This is a genomic window from Pseudomonas sp. GW821-FHT01A09, assembly GCF_058986725.1.
In genome coordinates this window covers 125,760-149,521 of record NZ_JBYSWB010000003.1, presented here as the reverse complement: position 1 = coordinate 149,521, position 23,762 = coordinate 125,760, and the positions used below count along the sequence as shown (strand labels likewise).

At 62.5% G+C, this 23,762-nt stretch carries 24 protein-coding genes and 1 pseudogene; 14 read left to right on the top strand and 11 right to left on the bottom strand.

The features are described 5' to 3' along the window. The first annotated feature begins 7 nt into the window (after positions 1-7). On the top strand, positions 8-1,378 hold the full coding sequence (locus tag AC3WJP_RS05105) for a GntT/GntP/DsdX family permease (RefSeq protein ID WP_493720143.1): 1,371 nt from the start codon (positions 8-10) through the stop codon (positions 1,376-1,378). 19 nt (positions 1,379-1,397) lie between these two features. On the opposite strand, the gene AC3WJP_RS05100 is transcribed toward AC3WJP_RS05105, so the two are convergent. Beyond that, complete coding sequence (locus tag AC3WJP_RS05100; RefSeq protein ID WP_493720142.1) at positions 1,398-2,192, bottom strand: exodeoxyribonuclease III; 795 nt, start codon at positions 2,190-2,192, stop codon at positions 1,398-1,400. 174 nt (positions 2,193-2,366) lie between these two features. Here AC3WJP_RS05100 and AC3WJP_RS05095 point away from each other — a divergent pair, with 174 nt between their 5' ends. The 3 genes from AC3WJP_RS05095 (at position 2,367) to AC3WJP_RS05085 (ending at position 3,755) form a co-directional block, all read left to right on the top strand. After that, positions 2,367-2,921 (top strand): YbhB/YbcL family Raf kinase inhibitor-like protein, encoded by a 555-nt coding sequence (locus tag AC3WJP_RS05095; RefSeq protein WP_493720141.1) that lies wholly within the window; start codon positions 2,367-2,369, stop codon positions 2,919-2,921. A gap of 158 nt (positions 2,922-3,079) precedes the next feature. After that, a complete protein-coding gene (locus AC3WJP_RS05090; RefSeq protein WP_493720140.1) occupies positions 3,080-3,241 on the top strand; it encodes a DUF2986 domain-containing protein in 162 nt (53 codons plus the stop codon). 52 nt (positions 3,242-3,293) lie between these two features. Continuing rightward, a complete protein-coding gene (locus AC3WJP_RS05085; protein ID WP_493720139.1) occupies positions 3,294-3,755 on the top strand; it encodes a MarR family winged helix-turn-helix transcriptional regulator in 462 nt (153 codons plus the stop codon). On the opposite strand, the gene AC3WJP_RS05080 is transcribed toward AC3WJP_RS05085, so the two are convergent. Both AC3WJP_RS05080 and AC3WJP_RS05075 read right to left on the bottom strand, forming a co-directional pair. Continuing rightward, on the bottom strand, positions 3,747-4,157 hold the full coding sequence (locus AC3WJP_RS05080; RefSeq protein WP_493720138.1) for an ester cyclase: 411 nt from the start codon (positions 4,155-4,157) through the stop codon (positions 3,747-3,749). The two genes, AC3WJP_RS05085 and AC3WJP_RS05080, sit on opposite strands and share 9 nt — an antisense overlap. A gap of 147 nt (positions 4,158-4,304) precedes the next feature. After that, positions 4,305-4,892, bottom strand: coding sequence for a LysE family translocator (locus AC3WJP_RS05075; protein ID WP_493720137.1), 588 nt, complete (start codon positions 4,890-4,892; stop codon positions 4,305-4,307). A 102-nt stretch (positions 4,893-4,994) separates the two neighbouring features. Between AC3WJP_RS05075 and AC3WJP_RS05070 the strand changes: the two genes are divergently transcribed. The 3 genes from AC3WJP_RS05070 to AC3WJP_RS05060 all read left to right on the top strand — a co-directional run bounded on the left by AC3WJP_RS05070 (position 4,995) and on the right by AC3WJP_RS05060 (position 7,837). After that, the gene (locus tag AC3WJP_RS05070; RefSeq protein ID WP_493720136.1) at positions 4,995-5,909 is read left to right on the top strand and encodes a LysR substrate-binding domain-containing protein; all 915 of its coding nucleotides are present in this window, start codon (positions 4,995-4,997) and stop codon (positions 5,907-5,909) included. A gap of 73 nt (positions 5,910-5,982) precedes the next feature. Beyond that, complete coding sequence (locus tag AC3WJP_RS05065) at positions 5,983-6,585, top strand: TetR/AcrR family transcriptional regulator (RefSeq protein ID WP_493720135.1); 603 nt, start codon at positions 5,983-5,985, stop codon at positions 6,583-6,585. Positions 6,586-6,673: 88 nt separating this feature from the next. Then, complete coding sequence (locus tag AC3WJP_RS05060; protein ID WP_493720134.1) at positions 6,674-7,837, top strand: MFS transporter; 1,164 nt, start codon at positions 6,674-6,676, stop codon at positions 7,835-7,837. A 20-nt stretch (positions 7,838-7,857) separates the two neighbouring features. On the opposite strand, the gene AC3WJP_RS05055 is transcribed toward AC3WJP_RS05060, so the two are convergent. Then, complete coding sequence (locus AC3WJP_RS05055) at positions 7,858-8,751, bottom strand: LysR family transcriptional regulator (protein WP_493720133.1); 894 nt, start codon at positions 8,749-8,751, stop codon at positions 7,858-7,860. 97 nt (positions 8,752-8,848) lie between these two features. Here AC3WJP_RS05055 and AC3WJP_RS05050 point away from each other — a divergent pair, with 97 nt between their 5' ends. The 4 genes and pseudogenes from AC3WJP_RS05050 to AC3WJP_RS05035 all read left to right on the top strand — a co-directional run bounded on the left by AC3WJP_RS05050 (position 8,849) and on the right by AC3WJP_RS05035 (position 11,465). Next, positions 8,849-10,030, top strand: coding sequence for an MFS transporter (locus AC3WJP_RS05050; protein WP_493720132.1), 1,182 nt, complete (start codon positions 8,849-8,851; stop codon positions 10,028-10,030). Positions 10,031-10,092: 62 nt separating this feature from the next. Continuing rightward, positions 10,093-10,341 (top strand): annotated as a pseudogene (locus tag AC3WJP_RS05045) (MBL fold metallo-hydrolase); the annotation flags it as partial. 68 nt (positions 10,342-10,409) lie between these two features. After that, positions 10,410-11,249 carry a substrate-binding periplasmic protein gene (locus AC3WJP_RS05040; protein ID WP_493720131.1) on the top strand — a complete coding sequence of 280 codons (840 nt, stop codon included), beginning with the start codon at positions 10,410-10,412 and terminating at the stop codon, positions 11,247-11,249. Between the two features lie 18 nt (positions 11,250-11,267). After that, the gene (locus AC3WJP_RS05035; RefSeq protein ID WP_493720130.1) at positions 11,268-11,465 is read left to right on the top strand and encodes a DUF1737 domain-containing protein; all 198 of its coding nucleotides are present in this window, start codon (positions 11,268-11,270) and stop codon (positions 11,463-11,465) included. Between the two features lie 98 nt (positions 11,466-11,563). Here AC3WJP_RS05035 and AC3WJP_RS05030 read toward each other — a convergent pair whose 3' ends face one another. Next, positions 11,564-12,463: an SdiA-regulated domain-containing protein gene (locus tag AC3WJP_RS05030; RefSeq protein WP_493720129.1), complete on the bottom strand. Its 900-nt coding sequence runs from the start codon at positions 12,461-12,463 to the stop codon at positions 11,564-11,566. A 234-nt stretch (positions 12,464-12,697) separates the two neighbouring features. On the opposite strand from AC3WJP_RS05030, the gene proP reads away from it, so the two are divergent. Continuing rightward, complete coding sequence (gene proP / locus AC3WJP_RS05025) at positions 12,698-14,200, top strand: glycine betaine/L-proline transporter ProP (RefSeq protein WP_493720128.1); 1,503 nt, start codon at positions 12,698-12,700, stop codon at positions 14,198-14,200. 335 nt (positions 14,201-14,535) lie between these two features. Beyond that, positions 14,536-15,816: a sugar MFS transporter gene (locus AC3WJP_RS05020; RefSeq protein WP_493720127.1), complete on the top strand. Its 1,281-nt coding sequence runs from the start codon at positions 14,536-14,538 to the stop codon at positions 15,814-15,816. A 155-nt stretch (positions 15,817-15,971) separates the two neighbouring features. Here the strand turns inward: AC3WJP_RS05020 and AC3WJP_RS05015 are convergent, their stop codons facing one another. Then, positions 15,972-16,730: a hypothetical protein gene (locus tag AC3WJP_RS05015; RefSeq protein ID WP_493720126.1), complete on the bottom strand. Its 759-nt coding sequence runs from the start codon at positions 16,728-16,730 to the stop codon at positions 15,972-15,974. Continuing rightward, positions 16,727-17,905, bottom strand: coding sequence for an AAA family ATPase (locus tag AC3WJP_RS05010; RefSeq protein WP_493720125.1), 1,179 nt, complete (start codon positions 17,903-17,905; stop codon positions 16,727-16,729). The genes AC3WJP_RS05015 and AC3WJP_RS05010 overlap by 4 nt, the downstream gene beginning before the upstream one ends. 288 nt (positions 17,906-18,193) lie before the next feature. On the opposite strand from AC3WJP_RS05010, the gene AC3WJP_RS05005 reads away from it, so the two are divergent. Continuing rightward, the gene (locus tag AC3WJP_RS05005; RefSeq protein WP_493720124.1) at positions 18,194-19,303 is read left to right on the top strand and encodes an aldose epimerase family protein; all 1,110 of its coding nucleotides are present in this window, start codon (positions 18,194-18,196) and stop codon (positions 19,301-19,303) included. Between the two features lie 37 nt (positions 19,304-19,340). Here AC3WJP_RS05005 and AC3WJP_RS05000 read toward each other — a convergent pair whose 3' ends face one another. The 4 genes from AC3WJP_RS05000 to AC3WJP_RS04985 are packed head-to-tail and all read right to left on the bottom strand — an operon-like array spanning position 19,341 to position 23,725. Beyond that, on the bottom strand, positions 19,341-20,813 hold the full coding sequence (locus AC3WJP_RS05000; protein ID WP_493720123.1) for an aldehyde dehydrogenase family protein: 1,473 nt from the start codon (positions 20,811-20,813) through the stop codon (positions 19,341-19,343). A gap of 9 nt (positions 20,814-20,822) precedes the next feature. Continuing rightward, entirely contained in the window at positions 20,823-21,632 is an 810-nt protein-coding gene (locus AC3WJP_RS04995) for an ABC transporter permease (RefSeq protein ID WP_493720122.1), read from the bottom strand. Position 21,633: 1 nt separating this feature from the next. Then, complete coding sequence (locus AC3WJP_RS04990; protein ID WP_493720121.1) at positions 21,634-22,551, bottom strand: ABC transporter permease; 918 nt, start codon at positions 22,549-22,551, stop codon at positions 21,634-21,636. Between the two features lie 31 nt (positions 22,552-22,582). Further along, positions 22,583-23,725: an ABC transporter substrate-binding protein gene (locus AC3WJP_RS04985; RefSeq protein ID WP_493720120.1), complete on the bottom strand. Its 1,143-nt coding sequence runs from the start codon at positions 23,723-23,725 to the stop codon at positions 22,583-22,585. Between the last annotated feature and the right edge of the window lie 37 nt (positions 23,726-23,762).

Sequence of the window (23,762 nt, the reverse complement as noted above, 5' to 3'; positions counted from 1 at the left end):
ACCCCCGGTGGATGTTTCTGCTGTCGCCTGGGTGTCCCATGACACCCGCTTGATTGTGTGCTGCCTGGCTGCTATCGCAGCGATCATCGTGCTGATCAGCGCGACCCGGCTGCCGCCGTTTCTGTCCATTCTGATCGGCACCTTCGTGGCCGGAGTCGGTGCCGGCCTGGCGCCGGAAGAGGTGGCCAAGGCCTTTGGCAAGGGTGCCGGAGCGATTCTCGGTGAAGCCGGGATCATCATCGCCCTGGGCTCGATGCTCGGCGCGCTGATGGCCGAATCCGGCGCTGCCGACCGTATCGCCTCGACCTTGCTGGGGCTGGGCAAGGGCAAGTCGCTGCCCTGGGTGATGGCGCTGGTGGCAATGGTCATCGGCCTGCCGCTGTTCTTCGAGGTCGGGCTGGTGATGATGGTGCCGATCATTTTCGTCATGGCGCGGCGCTCCAATCTACCGCTGCTGAAGATCGCCATCCCGGCACTGGCCGGCATGACCACCCTGCACGCCCTGATGCCACCCCACCCCGGGCCGTTGATCGCGGTCAGCGCGCTGCACGCCGACCTCGGCCTGACCATGCTGCTGGGCTTTTGCATCGCGGTGCCGGCGGTGATTCTCGCCGGCCCGCTGTACGGCAACTGGCTGTCGCGGCGCCTGCACATCGAGGCCCCGGCAGAGATGGACGCGCTGTTCAATCAGCGTACCGAAACTGCCCGGCAACCCGGCTTCGGTATCTCGCTGCTGATCATTCTGCTGCCGGTCATCCTGATGCTCGGCAGCACCCTGGCGAAGGTCAGCATGGCGCCCGAGAGCGGTCTGGCACAAACCCTGAAGTTCCTCGGTGAGCCGCTGATCGCGCTGGGCCTGGCGGTCGTGGCGGCGGTGGTCTTTCTGGGCTGGGGCAACGGCATGGCCCGTGATCAGGTCGGCGGCATCCTGCGCAAGGCCATTGCGCCGGTCGCGGTGCTGCTGCTGACCATCGGCGCCGGCGGCGGCCTGAAACAGACACTGCTCGACGCGGGGGTCAGCCATACCATCAGCAAGGCGGCGGAAGGTGCTCATCTGCCCTATATCCTGCTGGCCTGGCTGATTGCCGTGGCGCTACGCCAGGCGACCGGATCGGCGACGGTGGCGACCACCACCACCGCGGGCATCCTGGCACCGATGATGGCCGGCCTGGCCGCGACCCAAAGCTCGCTGGTGGCCCTGGCCATTGGCGCCGGATCGGTGTTCTTCTGCCACGTCAACGATGCCGGCTTCTGGATGGTGCGCGAGTACTTCGGCCTGCAACTCAAGGAGACGATCTGGGTGTGGTCGGTGCTGCAGACCATCGTCTCGGTGGTGGGCCTGGTGGGGACTTTACTGCTTTGGCACTTTCTGACCTGAGACTCGGCGCCGGACCCATCTAGGCCTTGGTTCGCCCGCCCAGCTGTATCCACGTCGGCGCATGATCGCTGGCGTGCTCCTCATTGCGCACCCAGGCGTCGACCCCGGCGTTCTTGAGGAACCGCGCCGCAACGGGGTTGAGCAGCAGATGATCGATGCGCAGGCCGGAGTTCTTCTGCCAGTGCTGGCGGAAGTAATCCCAGAAGGTAAACACCTGCTCGTCCGGATACAAATGGCGCACGGCGTCGGTCCAGCCTTGCCCCAGCAAGCGGTTGAAACACTCGCGGCTCTCGGGCTGCAGCAAGGCATCCTTTTGCCACGAGCGCGGGTTGTAGATATCGAAATCCGTGGGCACGACGTTGAAGTCCCCCGCCAGTACCACCGGATGCTCACTGCCTTGCAGCGTTTGCGCATGCGCGATCAGCGCCTCGAACCAGGCCAGCTTGTAGTCGAACTTCGGCCCCGGCTGCGGGTTGCCATTAGGCAGATAGAGGCAGGCGATCACCGTGCCTTGCACCGCCGCCTCCAGGTAGCGCGCGTGAGTATCGGCTTCCATGCCCGGCAGCCCCTTGCGAATGCACAGCGGCTCACTGTCGCGGGCCAGGATCGCCACACCGTTCCACGACGTCTGGCCCAGGTGCAGGCAGCCGTATCCGGCAGCTTCCAGCGCGGCGGCCGGGAAGGCGCTGTCAGGTGCCTTGAGCTCTTGCAGGCACACCACGTCGGGGCGCTCGCGCTCCAGCCATGCCAGCAGGTTGGGGAGTCGGGCACGAATGCCGTTGATGTTGAACGTGGCGATCTTGAGGCTTTTCATGGGGCGATCCTGCCTGGAATGACCGGCGCGAACACTCCGGGACGTTAGCCATGGGACTGGGGGATGGCGCCAGGGTTTCATCCGCCTGCCGCAGGACTTGGGCTGACCTGTCGCACCAAACGCCAAGCGGCCGGTCCTAGCACATGACTATCCCGCCATTGGAGATTTGCCGAGATGAAACTCAACCTGCGCCGATACGCGGCCACCGCATTGTTGTCACTGGCCGCGGCCACCAGCGCCGAGGCCGCTTCATTGTCGATCAGCTCGACATCACTGGCCGATGGCAAGCCCATACCGCTGACCTATATCGGCGCCGAGGCCAACTGCGGCAGCGGCCAGGCCAGCACCCCGCAAGTCAGCTGGGCCAACGTGCCGACGGGTACGCGCTCGATCGCGGTGTTGCTGTACGATCCGGACGGCGCCAAGGGCCTGGGCGTCGCCCACTGGGTGGTCTACAACGTCGACCCGGCGCGGGGGCAGATTCGCCAGGGCGAGGCCGCTGGGAGCGCTACCGGCCTCACCGTGGGCAACAACGTGGCCGGGGCGCCCGCCTATAAGGGCCTGTGCCCACCGGCAGGGGAGCATCCTCATCACTACGTGCTGACGGTGATCGCCACCGACCTCGCCCCCGGCGCCCTGCCCGCCGGCCTCAGCCACGAGGAGCTGCTGCTGCGGCTCAAGGGCCACGGCCTGGCTGGGCAGAGCGTGGTCGGGACCTACGCGCACTGATCGGGGTTTTGCCTGCGACAAGGCGGTCGAAGACTCAGACGTCGAGTCGCAGCCGCCTCGTTGCTGCTTTTCGCTTGCGCGATGGCGCCTCCTGCCATCAACATCCACCTCCTGAATCACCCGTCGTCCCGAACACTGACCACCCGAGCATTCCAGCCATGAACCGGCAAAAAAAGTTACAGCAGTTATTCAAGGCCAAAGCCAAAAAGGCCAGTGCCAAACTGGCACCAGCGAAGAAGAACACCTACATCAGCAAAGCGGACCGATTGAAGCTGGCTGCCGAGGCCGATCCGCAAACCATCGCTCCCACTGAAGGCTGATCCGCACGGTTCGACGATTTGGCCGGTCGTTGACCCGCCCAGAGGAATCATTTTGTCTTCACATCCACCACTTCCGCCCGAGGCCGATCAGGTTGCCGAGCAACTGCGGCGAGTGATCGGCAATCTGGTGCGCAAGGTCCGTAGCGAAGCGCAGACGCCTTCCAGCGCCCAGTCCGAAACGCTCGGCTTCATCGAGCGCAACGGCCCTGCCAGCGTCAGTGAAATGGCCGCGCACCGCCACGTCAAGCATCAAAGCATGCGGCTGGTGATCGCTCAGCTGGAGCAGCAACAACTGGTCGAGCGCGCGCCGGATCCCATTGATGGCCGCAAGCAACTCATCACCTTGACCGCCGCCGGGCACGCAGCCCTTGCGCAGGGTCGCACCCTGCGCAGTGACTGGCTGGCCAGTCAGCTCAGACAAAAAGCCACCGCCACGCAGCTCGACACCTTGGTGGCCGCCGTGGAAATTCTCGAGCAACTGGTGACGGACGACGAGCGCGGGCAGTCAGGCTGAGCGCAGCGCGGCGAGCACGCTTGCCAGAGAATTGATGCCCCAATGCTCGACGTACTGCCCCTCGCGGATCCGCACGATGTCGATTACCTCGATCTGCACCTCCCGGCCAGTCGCCGCGATCCCCAGAAGCGCCCCGGAGTGCACGCCAGTAATGCGCTTGCGGGTCGTTACCTTGTCGTCCTCGGCCACCTGATCCAACACCACCACCTTGAGGTCGGACAAGCCCGGATGCAGCACATTGCTGAACGTATGCCACAGGCTTTCGCGTCCTTGGGGCTGGCCGGGCGCTGCGCTGTGGTTGACGAAATCCTCGGCCACCAGCGCCTCGAAGGCCTCGCGGCTGCATTGCTCGATGACCTGATGGTTGAAAGTGCGGGCGATGGCTTTGTTCACGGCTGACATGGGCTGACTCCAGATTCGGTAGAAATCGTCAGCAGGCAATTTATACAGTCATGCTGTATAAATCCAGTCTCTCGACATGAGCGCCAGCATCACCACTTGACTGGCTGCACTGGTGGGTGTGAACACTCTGAATGGGCACCTTGACACTTATTGCCAAGTCGGAACGATCGACAGCACCAGCAGCGCCGCCATGAGCAGGTTGAACCACAGCCAATGACGATCAGTACGCAACAATCGCGCTAACAAGACGCCCAGCGCACACCACAGCGTCAGCGACACCGAGGCGGCGATACCGAATGACACGCCCAGCAGCATCGCAAGCGCGCCCGGGCTGGTGGCGACCGGCGTGAAGGCTGCGGCAGCGCTGACCGTCATGGCCCAGCTTTTGGGGTTCAGCAAGAGCAGCGGTATCGCCTTGACCAGCCCTAACGGCTGGCCCAATGGCGCACCCGATGTGGGAGCGCCGCTGCGGGCGATGCGCCAGGCGAGCCACAGCAGATAGGCAGAGCCGAGCAGCTTGACCGCCAGCTCCAGCCTCGGCTGTTGCGAGATCAGGTTGACCAGCCCGAACGCGGTGATTGCCGCCACGAACGCCAGGCTCACGGCGATACCGGCAATCAATGGCAAGGATCGCCCCAAACCGAATCGCGCCCCTGACGCCGTGGCCAGTGAGGTGGCGCCACCGGGCGAAAAAGTCGAGGCAGCGACAAACAGGAACAGCGGCAACAGTGTCATCGGTACGACATCCGGAGATTGAATGCAGACAACCTACTGATGGCCCTAGGATTAGAAAACCGAATATATTTAATTCCCGGCATTACATATCGTAATTCGAACATGAACAGAAACCTCGACCTCAGCCTTATCCGCACTTTCATCGCCGTCGCCGACCACGGCAGCATGACCGCCGCTGCCAACCTGCTGTTCATGACTCAGGGCGCCGTCAGCCAGCAGATCAAACGACTCGAAGAGGTGCTCGATCACCAGTTGTTCATCCGTAGGCCACGCCAGCTGGAGCTATCGCAACAAGGTGAGATGTTTCTGGCAAAGGCACGTCAGCTGCTGCAATTGAACGATGAGATTTGGGCCGACACGGTCGATGGCCCGGTGCGTGGACACTTGCGACTCGGCGCGCCGCCCGACCTGATCACCTCGCTGGCTCCGGCCATGAAAGCCTTCTGCGAGGCCTGCCCGCAGGTCGAACTGTCCCTGAGCTGCGCGCCGTCACCGGAACTGGACGCTGCGGTCGATCAGGGTCAGCTGGATGTCGCGATCATCGAGTACCTGGCCAGTGACGCCCGGGGGACCGTCATCCGCGTCGAGCCGCTGGTCTGGGTAGGCAGCCCCGGCAGCGAGGTATGGAAAACCCGCCCGCTGCCGCTATCTCTGGTGGATGAACGCTGCGCGTTTCGCCCACTGGTGCTGGGGGCGTTGGCGAAAGAGGCGATACCCTGGCGGACAGTGTTCGAAAATGGCAGTTTCGAGGCTACGGCTGCAACTGTTCGCGTCGGGCTTGCGGTCTCGGCCTGGCTGGCGTCCACCGTGCCCGATGACCTGCGGGTGCTCTCGACCGATGCCGGGCTCCCGGCACTTCCGGCATTCGCCATCTGCCTGCGCCTGCCGACGACCGTGCAGCCGGTCGTCGAGGCATTTACCCAGTGTTTGCTGAAGAGCGTGGCGCCCGGAGTGGATCTGTCGCTTCAGGCGCAACCGCGTAGCGACGCCTCCTCGCATTTGCCACCCACAGCCTGAGCAGGCAACATTACTCGCCAGTACGTTCCGTTCACCTCGTCTGCAGCGCCGCCACCAAGGCATAGGTAACCCCATGCAAAAACAACAACAACAAAAAACCGCACAACCCTTGACCAAGGGTGAGAAGACTCATCTGCGCCTGCGCGCCGTCGCTGCGTCCGAGTTCGCCAAGCGGGGCTTTCACGACACCAAGGTGAGCGACATCGTGCTCGCCAGCGGCCTCAGCCAGCCGACCTTCTACAACTATTTCGAGAGCAAGGAGGCGGCCTACGAAGAACTGGTGGGAGAGTTCCGCAAACGCCTCGAAGCGCTGACCAAGACTTTGTTGATCGAAACCTCCATGAGCCAGCAGGACCTGCTGGAAAGCGTCGGTGGCAGCTTTATGAAGTTTCTCGACTTCCTCGCCGAAGACGCCGACCTCACCCACATCGGCTTCTTCCAGCCACCGGGCTGCACCGAAACCAAGGCCGGACTCGCTTCCTGGATCGCCAGTAATATCGCCAAGGAGCAAGCCATCGGCCTGTTCCGCTCGGACATCTCCTCCACGCAGATCGGCAAATGCTTCGTCGGCATGATCGAACAGATGGCCAGGGACCCGATGACTGCGCAGGAGCGCGCCGTGGTCGCTCGCGGCTGCGCCTTGCTGCTCTGCGACGGCTTGTGGCAGCGCGGTTGAAAGGCTGGAGCTGATTTAAAAGCTATTTGAAACTAAGGTTACTGACGAGTACTCTGAGAGCAATAACTTACTCGTCAATAGGTTTCCGATGAAATCACAACTGCTCGCCCTGTCGGCGGGAGCCTTCGCGATCGGCGTCACCGAATTCGCGCCCATGGGCTTGCTGCCCTCCATCGCCCAGGGCGTCGATGCCTCGATCCCGGCCACCGGCATGCTGATCAGCGCCTATGCCATGGGTGTGATGGTTGGCGCCCCCTTGATCACCCTGCTGCTCAGTTCGGCGCGCCGGCGTTCGGCGTTGGTGGGCCTGATGGTGCTGTTCACCGCGGGCAACCTGCTGTCGGCGATCGCGCCGGGTTACTACACCTTGCTGGCCGCGCGGGTGATCACCAGCCTCTCCCACGGCGCCTTCTTCGGCCTGGGCGCCATCGTTGCCGCGAGCCTGGTGCCGAAGGAAAAACGCGCCTCGGCGGTATCGATGATGTTCATGGGGCTCACCGTGGCCAATATCGGCGGCGTACCGGCGGCAACCTGGCTGGGCCATGCCATCGGCTGGCGCATGGCGTTCGTGGCGATTTCGGTGCTGGGTGTGATCGCCGGTCTTTCCCTGTTCCTGACGCTGCCCCGTGGCGAGTCCCATCCACGCCCGCACGTGGGCAACGAACTGCGGGTGCTGGTCAAGCCAGCGGTGCTCAACGCCCTGATGACCACCGCGTTCGCCGCAGGCTCCATGTTCACGCTGTATACCTACGTCGCCGCCGTGCTGCAAAACATCACCCATGCGAGTCCCGCCTTCGTCACCGCCATGCTGGTGACCATCGGCGTCGGCTTCACCCTGGGCAACGCGATCAGCGGCAAACTGGCCGACCGCTCGCTCAAAGGCACACTGATCGGCTTTCTCAGCCTGCTCGCGGTCATCAGCTTCGTGTTTCCGTTGATCGCCACTACCGGGCCGGGCGCGACCATTGCCCTGTTGCTGTGGGGCGCGGCGACCTTCGGCGTCTCGGCGCCGGTGCAGACGCGGGTCATGCAGGAAGCTCACGACGCACCGGCCTTGGCCTCGTCGGTCAACATTGGCGCCTTCAACCTGGGCAATGCCCTGGGCGCCGCCGCGGGCGGCGCGGCCCTCAGCCTGGGCCTGGGTTACACCTCGATCGCCCCGGTCGGCGGCGTGCTGGCGCTGTTGGCCCTGGCGCTGGTATTGATGTCGAAACGTTCGGCGTCAGGCGAAGCGGTACAGCTGGCCAGCTGATGCGGCGCCTGCCTGGAGCATCACGCGCGGTGGCGCTCCAGCAGAAAATCCACGAACGCCCTCACCCTTGCCGGCATCGCCGCGCCACCCACGAACACTGCATGGATCGGCTCCCGGTCATCCGGGTTGAACGCCTCCAGCAACGGCACCAACGCGCCGTTTTGCACATCCTGCGCCACGCTGAAAGCGCCTACGCGGACGATGCCTGTCCCCAGCCGCGCGAACTGCGCCAGGACCTCCCCGCTGTTGCCTTCGACCGTACCCGTCACCTTCAAGGAGAACTCCACACCGTCGCGACGGAACGGCCAGTCCGACGCGGCCCGGCGAAAGTTGAAGCGCAAGCAGTTGTGCTGCAGCAGATCCTCCGGCTGCAACGGCACGCCATGGCGCGCCAGGTAGTCCGGGGATGCGACGATGATCTGCCGGGTCTCGCCGAGGCGCCGCGCGGTCAAGGGGCTGTCGGCCAGCAGCCCGAAGCGGATCGCGACGTCGGCCTGACCGCCGAGGATATCGACCACCTCGTCGCCCAACGCGAGATCGACCAGAATCGCCGGATAACGAGCGCTGAACGCCGCTACCAGGGGCACGATCGACAACCGCCCATGGGCCAACGAGGCGCTGACCCGCAGCCGCCCGCGCGGTACGCCCTGATCGGCGATGGCGTCTTCGACCTCCGCCATGTCCGCCAGAATCCGCCGCGCGCCACGCAGATACGCCTCGCCCTCGGCCGTCAAGGTGATGGCGCGGGTGGTACGGATCAGCAAGCGCGTGCCGATGCGCTGCTCGGTGCGGGCAATGACGCGGCTGATCGCCGAGGGCGTCAGGCCCAGCACCCGTGCTGCACCCGACAGGCTGCCCTCTTGGGCGACCAGGGCGAAAATCGCCATCTCCCCTGAACGACCCGCGATATCCATTCGTGCCTCCAGCGCAAAGGTGTTAGTGATTTTGCGGGGCTACCGCCTTGCGGGGGCGGATTGTAGCATCTGGCACACAGATGAGGAGTCACCCACCATGCGTATCAACCCACCCCTTGTAGCACTCTCCATAGGCGCCTTCGGCATCGGCGTCACCGAGTTCGCCCCCATGGGCATGTTGCCCGGCATCGCCGCCGATCTGGGCGTATCGATTCCCTCCGCCGGGCTGCTGGTCAGCGCCTACGCCATGGGCGTGTTGATCGGCGCGCCGCTGATGACGCTGACGACCGCGAGGATCCCCCGGCGCTGGCTGTTGATCGGCCTGATGGCGATTTTCACGCTGGGCAATCTGCTCTCGGCGCTGGCGACCAACTACCAGACACTGATGATCGCCCGCGTGGTGACCTCGCTCAATCACGGTGCCTTCTTCGGTATCGGCTCTATTGTCGCGGCCAGCCTGGTGGCACCGGACAAGCGCGCTGGCGCCGTGGCGGCGATGTTCATGGGCCTGACGATCGCGACCATCGGCGGCGTGCCCCTGGCCACCTGGTTCGGTGAGTCGTTCGGCTGGCGAACCGCGTTCTGGGGCATCGCCAGCCTGGGCGCGATCGCCATGGCCGCCTTGTGGTGGGCGCTGCCCGATGTACCCACAGCAAAGGGCGAAGGCATGCTGGCCGAGATCCGCGTATTGGCGCGCAAGCCGGTATTGGCCGCGCTGGCCCTGACCGTGGTGGGCTCGAGCGCCATGTTCACCGTGTTCACCTACATCGCACCGATCCTGCGCGATGCCACCCATGCCTCGACGACCTTTATCACCGGCATGCTGATGCTCTTCGGTATCGGCTTGACCCTTGGCAACGTATGGGGCGGCAAGGCGGCGGACCGCTCGGTCGACCGCACGCTGGTGCTGTCGTTGAGCGCCTTGATCATCGTGCTGCTGGCGTTCTCGGTGCTGATGCGCTGGCCGCTGCCGGCGGCGGCGGCGATCCTGATCTGGGGCGCCGCCAGTTTTGCCTTGGTGCCACCGCTGCAGATGCGTGTCATGGAAGCCGCCAAGGACGCACCCAACCTGGCGTCCGCGGTGAACATCGGCGCGTTCAACTTCGGCAACGCCATCGGTGCGGTGCTGGGTGGCGCGGTGATCAATGCCGGGCTGGGTTATCCCGCCATTGCCTTGGCCGGTGCCGGAATGGCCGCGCTTGGGCTGGTGATGGTGCTGACCTTGAGCTGGCGCTCGAAACGGGCATCTGGTGCGGTGTTCGAACAAGCGCTCGAGTGATCGCGTAGCCAGCCTGCGCGGACGGTGCCGCAGGCCTTGCGGTCTGCGGCACCACCCGCGATGGGCGCTGCGGCCATAGCACCGCCGCCGCAGTGGCACGCTTCGCGAGAGCCGCAGGGGTGCCGAACCTGGTCCTCACTCATTTCAGCGCGCGCTATCAGAACAACTCGCAGCGCAGTCCTTGCATCGACGATGTCCGCGCACAAGCAGCAGCGCACTACTCGGGGCGATTGATTCTGGCGGCGGATGTGCAGCCATATCGCCTCGGACGGGATGGCGATTTGCTACCGATCGAAACTTTGTCATCCTGACGACGCCATTTGTGCCTATTCTTGTGCATCAGAAGTGGGCAACCACTCGCTTTATTGGGTGCTTTTTTATGGGTCATTTGACCAGGCCGTTTCGCTTTACCCGCAAAGGATTGCTGTGCTGCGCCACATGGCTCGTCTTGTCGGCAGGCTCGGCTGTCGCAGGGGGCGTCCCTGCAGTCGATCTGTACCTCTCCCAGTCGCCGCCGCTGTCGGTGCTCGAGCCGACCGACCAGAATGGCAATAACGGCATCACCGGCATCGTCGGCGAGGTCACCGCCAAGGCCGCCGCCCTGGCCGGCTACGATCTGCACCCCCAGGCATTGCCCTGGGCGCGGTCGCAACGGATCGTCCAGGCGGGGGAAAACCAGCTGATCATTCCTCTGTCCCGCACCCCGGATCGAGAAGACCAATACACCTGGATCGCCCCGGTGATGACCATGGACCGGGCGTTTTTCAGCCTCGACAAACAGGTGGAAACCTTCGAACAGGCGCGCAAGACGTTCGCACGAGTCGCCGTCGGCATGGGCAGCGCGCAGGAACAGATGCTGCGCGACGAGGGCTTTGCCAATGAGCAGATCTACTCACTGAAAATTGGTGAAAACCCGGCGCAGATGCTGCTCAAGGGCCGCGTCGACGCCTGGTTCAACGGGGTTCCGGAAACCCGCTATTTCTGGCCGCAAGTCTCTGATCGCCCGCTGCGGATGAGCCCCGCGCTGATGACATCGGACCTCTACCTGGCGTGCTCGAAAATCTGTGACGAGACGATGGTCCATGACTTGCGAAAAGCCATCGACACATTGCGCAACGACGGTACGATCAAACGCATCACCGACGCTTACCTGGCCCGCACAGCCGCCCAGCAAACGCCCCCGCCCTCCCGGCGTGCGCACTCCAATTCGCAGCAATGACCCACCAGGAACCCGATCATGAGCCGTCAGCCCCCCGACAACCTGCCCATCTACCGCGTACTGACCGGCCCCGATGACGCCGCCTTCTGCCAGCGAGTCAGCGCTGCGCTGGAACTGGGCTACACGCTGCATGGCTCACCGGCCCTGACCTTCAATGGCCAGCAGGTGATCGTTGCCCAGGCGGTCATCTGGGCGGGCCAGGTCAAGGCCTATTGAGCCACCGGGCAATCCGCGAGCAGGTATGGCGGCGAATGGCGCTGCTTCATGCTTGGCGTCAAGCGGCATCCTCGACATGACGCGCCTGGTGGCTCCACTCACTCGGACGCGACAGGCTTCTTGAAAACGTAGAACAGGTTCGGTTCGCTCACCAGATAGATCGTGCCGTCGTTGTCCAGCGCCACCCCTTCAGCCTGAGGCACCGAGCGTTTCAAGCCATTAAAGCCCTGGCGTAACGAGAGTGTCCCGACGGGTTTGTGATGTTGGCCCAATTCCAGTAACAACTTGGATTGGTCAGACAACGCCAGCAGATGGTCATGGCGCTGATCATATTCCAGGCTTGAAAGATCGGTGACGAACAAATCGTCGTCGCGGGTAATCGTGATGGGTTCGGCGCCGTCCCCTTCGGCGAACCCGCTGATCTCGAAGATCGACATCGGCGACTGTTCGTTGGCGACGAACAAGCGCTCCTGAACACGATCATAGGCAAGCCCTTCGAATCCGCGATTCCTCCTGCCGCCCAGCGCCAAAACGATCTGTTCGGCGTCGTCCGCATTCAGCGTGGTGGTGTGGTCATCGATGTTCACGACCAATAAACGCTGGTCGCCTTCGTCACTGATAACGAAGGTGCCCGGGCGAATATATTCCACGCCCTCGGGATCGCCGAAGCCTACCAACTCGATACGCCGTTCAATGTCACCGTCCAGAGAAAGCTCCACCAGTTCGGACTGCTTGTTAGTCACGGTAAACAACGAATTGCGCTCGGGATCGAACGTAAGTGCGGATACGTTGGCCAAGCCACCGATAACCTTGCCTTGAATGACCGCGCGGTAGTCGGCCAACCCCATTGATTGGCCGTGAGAAACACCGAAGGCATGGCGCATATTGAACCAGGCTCGGCCGAACAGGCGTTGGTAATGACTCGCCACGGCCAGCGAAAGCCCGAGCACAACAAGCAGAATGATAAGCAGATGACGGCGTTGCAACGTGGAGGGCATGGACACTGCTCGCAAAAGAATGCGCGAAGTTTATCAAACAGCCCCGCGCAAATTTGCACAAAAGGCCCTTTGACAGCACGAAAACAGCCCCCTGCAGTGAATTATTTTGTGCGCCGTTATCTCTGATGCAGGAGAGCTGGAGCGCGACGCATCGTCGTGCGCACCAGGCGACTGAGGTTCCTCCCACGCCTGACCTGGGAGGAGCAAGCGTCTACAAGATCCTGAGTAAACCCCATGAAGCTAGGCAAGAAACGCGTAAAACCCTTCGGATTGAAAGACATCACCATCGTCGACGATGCCAAGATGCGCAAGGCGATCACCGCCGCCGCCCTGGGCAACGCCATGGAATGGTTCGACTTTGGCGTCTATGGCTTCGTCGCCTACGTACTGGGCAAGGTGTTCTTCCCCAGTGCCGACCCCAGCGTGCAGATGATTGCCGCGCTGGCGACCTTCTCGGTGCCCTTCTTGATTCGCCCGCTGGGCGGGTTGTTCTTCGGCGCCCTGGGCGACCGCTACGGGCGACAGAAAGTGCTGGCGGCGACCATCGTCATCATGTCCTTGAGCACCTTCGCCATCGGCTTGATCCCCTCCTACGCCTCGATCGGCATCTGGGCACCGGTGCTGCTGTTGCTGGCCAAGATGGCCCAGGGCTTTTCGGTGGGCGGCGAATACACCGGCGCTTCTATCTTCGTCGCCGAATACGCCCCGGACCGCAAACGCGGCTTCCTCGGCAGCTGGCTGGATTTCGGCTCCATTGCCGGCTTCGTGTTCGGCGCAGGCCTGGTGGTGCTGATCTCCGCAGTGCTGGGCGATGAAAAATTCCAGGAGTGGGGCTGGCGCCTGCCGTTCTTCCTTGCCCTGCCCCTGGGCATGCTCGGGCTGTATCTGCGTAACGCGCTGGAAGAGACCCCGGCCTTTCAGCAGCACGTCGAAAAACTTGAGCAAGGCGACCGCGAAGGCCTGGCGACCGGCCCACAGGTGTCGTTCAAGGAAGTGGTCACCAAGCACTGGCGCAGCCTGGTGACCTGCGTCGGCGTGGTGGTCTCCACCAACGTCACCTATTACATGCTGCTCACCTACATGCCGAGCTACCTGTCGCATAACTTGCACTACAGCGAGAACCGCGGCGTGCTGATCATCATCGCGATCATGGTCGGCATGCTGTTCGTGCAGCCGCTGATCGGCCGGTTGAGCGACAGGTTCGGGCGTCGGCCGTTCATCATCTGCGGCAGCGTCGGCTTGTTCTGCCTGGCCATTCCCGCCTTCATGCTGATCATCAGCGGCAAGGTCGGCCTGATCTTCTCCGGCTTGCTGGTCCTGGCGGTATTGCTCAACTTCTTCATTGGCGTCATGGCCTCGACGCTGCCGGCGATGTTCCCCACCCACATCCGCTACAGCGCACTGGCCAGCGCCTTCAACATCTCGGTGCTGATCGCCGGCGTCACCCCGACCCTGGCCGCGTGGCTGGTGGAAACCACGCAGAACCTGTACATGCCGGCCTACTACCTGATGGTGATCGCCCTCATCGGCCTGGCCACCGGCGTGACCATGAAAGAAACCGCCAACAAGCCCCTGCGCGGGGCGGCGCCGACGGCGTCCGATCTGGACGAGGCGAAGGAGCTGCTGCAGGAGCATCACGACAATATCGAAGAGAAAATCGAAGACATCGACGCCAAAATCGCCGAGTTGCAGGCCAAGCGTGAGGAGCTGGTCCAGCAGCATCCGCGCATCGATTGAAGCCTTCCGGCCGGCCCTTCAGCGACTGAACTCGACGTTGACGGGCCGCTGACTCATCAGACCCCAAGCCTCCTGACGTCGGCCTGCATCGATAAGTGCCTTATCGCTGCTCGCCAGCGTCACACACGATCTCTGATCGCGAGCCCTGCGTACTCAGTCGCAAACCTGCGATCCAGAGCTGTTTCTTCATGTCGATGTATGAACTTTCCTGCTGGCGAGGTTTCAGTTCATCCTGAGATGTTCCGGCCTTGGTATGAAAATGCCAGCAGTGACCGTGACAGACGTCGAGACACAACAATGAACCAATACCCCCGACAGAAAACAGGACCGTGGCCATGACGGATAACACCGTTGCAGCACCCTTGGAACAAAACCCACCTATTGCCAACGTCCAGCGACTGAGCTTGTTCGTTTTCGCGCTGTTTTTCATTTTTGGCGGCATCACCAGCCTCAATGACATCCTGATCCCCAAACTCAAAAGTCTGTTCAGCCTCAGCTATGCCGAAGCGATGCTGGTGCAGTCGGCGTTCTTCCTCGCTTATGCGCTGGCTTCGATCCCCGCCAGCCTGCTGATCAGCCGCATCGGCTACATGCGCCCTGCGGCCATCGGCCTGGTGACCATGGCCGTAGGTTGCGCGTTGTTCATTCCCGCCGCGCTGGTGGGCCTGTTCGGCGCCTTTCTGATCGCGCTGTTCGTGCTCGCCATCGGGGTCACCGTGGTGCAGGTGGTGTCGAATCCACTGATCTCGCTGCTGGGCCCGCAACAGACCTCCCACAGCCGCGTGACCTTCGCCCAGGCGTTCAACTCGCTGGGCACCACCGTTGCGCCGTACCTGGGGGCCATGCTGATCCTCGGTTCGCTCAGCCAGGTCGACCCGGCCACCCTGAGCGGCTCCGCCCTGGCGACCTACCTGGCCGAAGAAGCCAAGGTCATCAGCAACACCTACGCGGGCCTGGCGGTGGCGCTGATAGTGGTGGCCTTGCTGGTCTGGCAGCAACGCAAGCACCTGCCCTCCACGCTCACCAGCGGCAACGCCAATCCGCTCTCGGCCTTGAGCCTGCTCAAGCAACCGCGCTTCGCCTTCGGCGCGGCCTGCATCTTCTGCTACGTCGGCGCTGAAGTATCCATCGGCAGCCTGCTGACCAACTTCCTGATGCAGGATTCGACCTTCGGCTTCAACGCCGAACTGGCCGGCAAGCACGTCGCCTACTACTGGGGCGGCGCCATGGTCGGGCGCTTCATCGGCGCCGGCCTGCTGCGCGCGTTCGCACCGGGCAAGGTGCTGGCCTGCGCCGCCGTAGTCGCCATCGCCCTGATCGCCAGCGCCGCCACCAACCACGGCGCCGTGGCCGGCTGGTCGATCCTGGCCATCGGCCTGTTCAACTCGGTGATGTTCCCGACCATCTTCGCCTTGGCGTGCGAAGGGCTGGGCAAACGCGCCGCCGAGGGCTCGGGGCTGATCTGCTGCGCCATCGTCGGCGGCGCCATCGTGCCGCCGCTGACCGGCCTGGCTGCCGACCTCAGCACCCTGGGCCTGTCGCTGGCAGTGCCGGCAGTCTGCTACGCGGTCATCGCGTCCTATGGCTGGTACGCGCGCCGCTCCGCGCTGGCCTGATCGCCATCATCTCGCGCCTGCGGCGAGCAGGCGCGACTCGCCCTCCCCAAAGCCGCTGACCAGCGGCTTTTTATTTGCCCCGAGTCACTTTCACGTTTGATCACGAGACGTTGACGGTCAATGAGCTTAAAGGGGGTTATTACACCGGTTTCAACTTAGCGAGCTCGTACACCAAAAATTGATTCCACCGCCAGACGAACATGCTGCTTGAACTGATTGAAACTGGGCATATCCAGTCGTTCTACGTCCACGTCACGCGCTAGCATCAGGAGCTCGTCCCGCACCACTTCATCGGTGCCGAGCAATCTGGCCAGGTGGTCTTTCGGGGACCTTGCTTGAGAGTCCTGGTTTCCAGCCAGGCTGGTTTCCAACAGATGACAATGTTGATAAGGCGGCGTACCAGCATGGCAGATGAACCAGGCTTCCGACGTAGGTTTCGGGACCATGGCCACGCCGGTGATTTTCTGTATTTCAAAGCCTCTGGAGGCACCTTCTACGATGATGTTCTGCAGATGTGGGGTCTTGCGTAACAAGGCTTGGGTGCCATCGGTGTCATGAAAATAAACACAAAGGTCGGCGCCGCGCTCCATGGCGATTTGTCCTAGCGCCCAAGCGCCCTTCGCATGTTCAAGACCACCGCGGCCGCTGTTATGCGTTTGAAACAAGTTGGGTTTGAGGGTCTTGGTCACCCTGGATCGTTCGCCACGACTGATCACGTAGGTAGGGATAGGAACATCTTGCGTCCAGTCGTACAGGTCCCGATACCAGTCGGGTGCATACAAATGAATGAGCTTGTAAATCAGTAAAAGGGCGGGGCCCACCTCAATATCCTCACCCTCACTTACCGCGAGGTCTCGTCGAGATGCTCCCAGGTCGGTGACGCCCTCTCCACTCACGGCAATAGCTCGAATCATTTGTTCGACTCGGCCCTGCCCAGCAATATTTCCTCAGCTTCCTGAGCTATGACCGCCTGAGAAATATCAACCATGACCTCGCCTGGTGAAAGAAAGTCCAGCTTGGTGGATGCCGAGGGCACGTCGAAAAGTCGTATGGCGCGGGTTACGCCATCGTCGCGTTTGTACACGAACACGACAGCTTCACGAGCCAGTTCATCCGTCAGGAAGTTCAGCACCACCGGGGAATGGGTAGTGACGAGGTTTTGCTTGGGGGACTCGACCAATGCATCGACGAGTAGCTGAGTAACTTCGGAGTTGACGCCATTCTCGATCTCGTCGTACAGCAAGAACGAATTCGAGCTGAAACGTTGGGCAGAAATGGCCAATAGCCTCATGAAGCCGTCGTTGATGTGCTTGGCTTCGGTCTTGAAGGTTTCTCCATTATGGATCGATTCTTCGATTTCGATTTTGATCCAACCGCCGGCTACCGAGGCGGTGTGGATGGCTAGAAGCTGGGGGTAATAGCGGCGCAAGTCTGTGACTATTAGCTGACGCTCGGTGGCGGCAAGGCCATGGAGGAACGCTGACAGTTTTTCACCACCCAGGCCGATATCCGGCAGCGAGCCGGCTCGAGATCTTTCTCGTATCAGATTGGGCGCCAGAAGGTCGAGCGAACGAAACCCACTGACGAAGTCTCTGATAGCAGAAAGTTCTGAACCCAGTATTTCAGGCTTGATGTGCGAAAAAACCGAACCCGCATAATTAAAATCGACCGAACGAGTATCTCTCTCGAACAGCTTGTAACTTTTCTCAGTGGCTTCGAAAAGGTTTACAGGAGTGACGCCAGATATACGACTAATATGCTCAACGGAGCATGTCATCTTGGTACGATTGAATCGCGCGCCCCAAAAATAGTGCTCATCTCCAATGCGAAATACGAGCCTGAGGGTAATTGACTGCTTGCGCCCAGGTTTGAAAGTCAGGTCAGTGTTTTTCCAATTACGTGCTTTAAGCCAGCGCTCCGTGGAGCCCTGAAAAAGGCTGGCAATAAAATCGAACACCTGAAGAATAGTGCTCTTTCCTGCACCGTTGAAACCCACCAGGCAAGTAAACTCGGCCAGATCCAGATTGAAATCCACCAGCGATTTAAAGTTATCGACATATACCGATACAACTTCTGTGTCTCGCCGCATTCCTAAGTCTCGCTTGCCATGATTTTGCTTGCCGTATCGAAGAATCTGGAATCAATGCCAGATAGTTGTTAGCGGGTGACACCTTAGCACAGGCGGTACGGCTAAAAAATCCTGCGTCAGAACAGAGTATCGACATGCCAGGAATCGACGCGACAGGAGTGGATACCCACGCTCACGGCGTTGAACGCGAAATAGCCGTTGCTGTCATCTTGCCAGAGTGAACAAGCCCATCTGCGCTAGTCTGAAACCCGCATTCATCCGCCGCCGTTCATACCCAAGGATCGATCCATGCCCACCCCTGCATCGCCCGCCACCGCGTCCGGCCTCACCCAGCACAAGCGCCCGTTCGGCACGCTGGCCGACGGTACCGCCATCGACCGATACACCCTGAGCAACAGCCACGGCATGCAAGTCAGCGTGATCACCTATGGGGCAGTGCTGCAGTCGGTGATCGTCCCCGATCGGCACGGCCACAGCGACGACGTGCTGCTCGGCTTCGATGACGTTCAGAGCTATCAGACCCACGCCGATCCGCACTTCGGCGCAACCATCGGCCGCTATGGCAACCGCATCGCCGATGGCCGTTTCGTGCTCGATGGCGTCGCCCACCGCATCCCGCTCAACGACGGCGCCAACGCTATCCATGGCGGCCCGCAGGGCTTCGACACGCGATTGTGGACAGCCGCACCGTTTCAGGGGGCAGGCTCGGTAGGCGTGACGCTCAGCTACACCAGCCCGGACGGCGAAATGGGCTTCCCGGGCGAACTGCAGACCCGCGTGACCTACAGCCTCAACGACCACAACGAGCTGCGCATCCACTTCCACGCCACCACCACCAAAGCCACGGTGGTGAACCTGACCAACCATGGCTATTACAACCTGGCGGGCGCCGGCAACGGCACCATCCTCGATCAGGTCGCCACGCTGCACGCCAGCCACTACACCCCGGTGTCGGCCAAGCTCATCCCGACCGGCGAACTCGCACCGGTTGCCGATACGCCTATGGATTTCCTCACACCCACCCCTTTCGGCAGGCACATCCACGCTGACCATCCACAGCTCAAGTTCGCCGAGCCCAGCCAAGGTGGCTTCGACTTCAACTATGTGCTGGATACCGATGGCGACCTGAGCAGGCCGGCGGTCGAGGTGTTCGATCCGGGGTCGGGCCGACGTTTGCAACTGTTTACCACGCAACCGGCGGTGCAGCTCTACACCGCCAACCTGCTCGACGGCAGCATCCGCGGCAAAGACGGCAAAATCTATGGGCATTGGGGGGCCTTTGCCCTGGAGGCCGAGCATTTCCCTGACGCCCCCAATCAGCCGGGCTTCCCCAGCACCCGGCTGGATCCGGGCGAGGTCTATGCGCATACGACGGTGCTGAAGTTCTCCCTCGACTGACGCTCGAAGCTAGCAGCAAAGGCCGTAGCGACCGCAGCTACTTCAGATACCATGCCCACGGCTCGGTGCCGACGTACTCGGTGACCTGCTTGACCTCCAGGTAGTTCTCCAGGCCCCAGTGCCCCAGTTCGCGGCCGATCCCGCTCTGCTTCATGCCGCCCCAGGGCGCTTCGACGAAGGTCGGCTGCGAGCAATTGACCCAGATGATCCCGGCACGCAGCTGGTTGGCGATACGGGTGGCCCGTTGCGGGTCCTGGCTCATCACCGCCGCCGCCAGGCCGAAGCGGCTGGCGTTGGCCATCTGCACCGCCTGGGCCTCGGAGGTGAAGCGCTTGACGCAGAGCAAGGGCCCGAACACTTCTTCACGCCAGATCAGGCTGTCGGCATCCGGCTCATCGAAAATCGTCGGCTCCATGAAAAAACCGCGGTCCAGATGCGCCGGGCGTTTGCCACCGGTCAGGAGCCGTGCGCCGCTGGCCAGCCCCTGGGCGATGAAGTCCTGCACCTTGGCGTGCTGAGCCTGGCTGACCAGTGGCCCCAGCAAGACGCCCGGTTCGAGCCCCGGCCCGATGGTGATCGCTCGGGCGGCCTGCACCAGCCGCTCCAACAGGCGTGGGGCGATGCTCTCCTGAACCAGCAGGCGCGAAGTAGCGCTGCACACCTGGCCCTGGTTCCAGAAAATACCGAACAGGATCCACTCCACCGCCGCTTCGATATCGGCGTCGTCGAACACGATGAAGGCGGATTTGCCGCCCAGCTCCAGGCTGATGTTCTTGATGTCGGCGGCGGCCGCCGTCATGATTTTCGATCCGGTGGGCACGCTGCCGGTGAACGCCAGCTTGTCGACCCCGGCGTGCTCGGCCAGCGCCGCCCCCGCCTCGGCGCCGCCCCCGGTGACGACATTGAGGACCCCGGCCGGCAAGCCGATGCGATCGGCGGCGCCGGCCAGTTCCAGCGCTGTCAGGGGCGTGAGCTCCGACGGTTTGAGCACCATGGTGGCGCCAGCGGCCAGCGCCGGAGCGACTTTCCAGGCCGCCATCAGCAGCGGGTAATTCCACGGGATGATCTGTCCGGCGACGCCGATGGGCTCCAGCCGCGTGCGGCAGCGAAAGCGCTCGTCCGGCAATGCCACGGGTTGGTCCTGGCGCTCATCGAGTTCCCGGGCGAGCCCGGCGTAATAGCGAAAACAGCCCACCGCATCGCCGATATCCCACTGCGCCTCGGGCAGCGGTTTGCCGTTGTCGCGCACTTCCAGTTCGGCCAGAGCGCCCTGGCTGCTTTCCAGCTCGTTGGCCAAGGCCTCGAGCCAATCCCCACGCTGCGCCCCGGTGGTCTGCGACCAACCCGCATCGAACGCTCGGCGCGCCGCGCGCACGGCATGGTCGATGTCTTCTTCCGTGCCGGCCGCCACCCGTTGCAACACCTGCTCGGTGGCCGGGTCGATCACCTCCATGTAGCCGCCCAGGTCCGGGCCCACCCACTCTCCATTGATATACAACTGGTCACGCATACCAGACTCCTAGGCGCCAGCGCGGCGGTTTTGCAGATAACGGGAGGTGAACAGCAAGGCCATTGAGACGCAGATGATCACCGTCGACAGGGCATTGATCTCCGGCGTTACACCGCGGCGGATCGAAGAAAAGATATAGATCGGCAAGGTGGTCTGCGGGCCGGCGACGAAGAACGCGATGATGAAATCGTCGAAGCTGAAGGTGAACGCCAGCAGGAATCCGGCCATGATCGCCGGGGTGATCTGCGGCAGGATCACGCGCCGGAAGGTGTCCAGCGGCGGTGCGTACAGATCCGCCGACGCCTCCTGCAAGGCCGGATCAAGGGCATCGACGCGGCTGCGCACGATGATCATCACCAGCGCCATGGTGAACAGCGAATGCGCGGCGATCACCGTGGCGAAGCCCATCTCCAGCCGTGGCAACTGCGGCAGCCATTGCGCCAGCAACGGGTTGATCAGGTCGAACAGGCTGATGAACGCGATCAGCGTGGAGATGCCGATGACGATGCCGGGGATGATGATCGCGCAATAGGTGAACGCCTCGAACAGCAGGCGCACCTTGGGGCCGCAGCGGCGCAGGCCGAACACCGCCAGGGTGCCGAACAGTGTGGCGATGATCGCCGACGTGAAGGCGATCAGCGCGCTGTGGCCCAGCGCTTCCATGATGAAAGGGTTGCCGAAGGCGCTGCCGAACCACTGCACCGAGCAGCACTGGAAGGCCAGCCCGCTGCGTCCGGCATTGAAGGCAAACACCATGATCAGGGCGATGGGCGCATAGAGAAACAGGTACAGCGAGGTCGAATAGCTGCGCAGCCACATGTCACAGGCCTCCATCGGCAGGGCGGCCGCCGTAGCGCGCCACCAGCTTGAGGTACACACCGATGATCAGCAGCATCATCGCCACCAGGGTCATCGCCAGCGCACTGCCGAAGGGCCAGTTGCGCGATTGCAGAAACAGGTCGACCAGGGCGTTGCCGACGAAGAACACTTTGCCGCCGCCCAGCACTGCAGGGATCAGAAACTCGCCCATCAACAGAATGAACACCAGCATCACCCCGGTGATGATCCCCGGCGCCGACAGCGGCAGGGTGATCCGCCGCAGGGTTTCGAAACCGCTGGCGCCCAGGTCCGCCGACGCTTCGAGCAGACGCTTGTCGAGTTTTTCGAGGCTGACGTAGATGGGGAACACCATCAGCGGCAGGTAGCCGTAGACGATGCCGATCAGCACCGCCCACGGCGTATTGATCAGGCGCACGCCTTCGAGCCCGACGCTGGCCAGCAGCGCCGGTATGCCTTTGCCGCTGAGGATGAAGATCCAGGCGTAGGTGCGAATCAGAAAACTCGTCCAGAACGGCACGATCACCAGGGTCAACAACAGCGAGCGATTGCGCCCGGCCCGCACCGCGAGAAAATACGCCAGCGGATAGGCCGCCAGCAGACACACCAGCGTGCCCAGCGGCGCCAGGGTCAGGGTATTGCCGAAGGCGGCGGCCCGTGACCCCAGGTTCAGGTAGTTGTCGAGGGTGAAGCCGCCGGCATAGCCACCCACCGCACTGCGCTGGCCGAAACTGAACACCAGGATGATCACCATCGGCAGCAGCAACAGCAGCAGAAACCACAGGGTCGAGGGCAGCAGCATCAGCCAGGTGATCCGCCGCGCCAGGCTGCGCCGGCGTTGCGGGTCCTGGACGCCAGCGCTGGCCGCCGGCAGGGTTCGAAGCGAGGCGGCTGCACTCATGGCTTTCTCCTTAAGGTGCATGGGGACGGGATCAGGCCGACTTGAAGCGGGCCATCAACTCGGCGCGCAACGGGCTGGTGAGTGTGGCCGCCGCGCCGAACTCCAGCGGGCTGAGCGCTTCGGCTGCGGGGTACATGATCGGATCGTCGAGCATGGCCGCGGGCAGCAATGCATCGACCCGCTTGTCGCCACTGGGGTAACCGTGGCTCAACACCTCCAGCTTGTTGTGCTGTGGATCGAGCAGGTAGTTGATGAAGGCGTAGGCCGCGTCCTTATGTTCCGAGCTTTTCGGAATGGCGAAGAAATCGCTCCAGAGCTCGCCACCCTCCTTGCCCAGGGTGTATTGCATGCTGGGGTTGTCGCGGTGCAACTGCGAAGCGTCACCGGTCCACGACATGGCCATGGTGGCGTCGCCGCTGCGCATCGAGGGCTGAATATCGGAGTTGATCGCAAACAGGTGAGGCTTGACCTCGATCAGCAGTTTTTCCGCATCGGCCAGCTCTTTAGGGTCCAGGGAGTTGAAGCCGTAGCCGAAGGATTTGAGCGCGTTGCCGATGGCGGTCAACTGGTAGTCGTGGACGATCACCTGGCCGCTGGCCTCGCCCTGGCTCAAGGCCCAGAACTCCTTCCAGGTGGTCGGCCGTGCATTGAGCTTGCTGGTGTCATAGACCCACCCGGTGGTGCCCCAGTTTTTCGGCACGGCATAGACCTTGCCGTCCACCGTGCCCTGGGCCATGAACTTCTGCTGAAAGCCGGCGGCGTCGAAGTTGGGGATGCGTGACAAATCCAGCGGTTCGATGAGTCCCAGCTTTACATAGGTGCTGATGGCGTAGTTGGTCGGTACCAGCACGTCCCAGCCGCTGCCGCCGGCTTGCAGTTTGGCGAGCATTTCCTCGTTGGAGCCGAACACACTCATGGACACCCGCGCGCCGGTGGTCTTGGCGAAATTCTCGAGGTTTTCCGGGCTGTGGTAGTTGGGCCAGGTGGCCAGCGACAGGCGATCGCCGATCTTGCCTTGTTCGGCAGCTTCGGCGGAAGAAGTCAGCAAGCCCGGCATGTTGGTAGCGACCACCGCAGCCGCGACCCCGAGGCCGGTGCGGCCAAGAAAATCACGGCGGCTGATGGAGCCGTTCTGCCAGCTGCGCAAGGTCTTGATAAACGATTTCTGGTCCATTGCCGTTCCCCGTATTTGCGATAACCACATGAGTGAA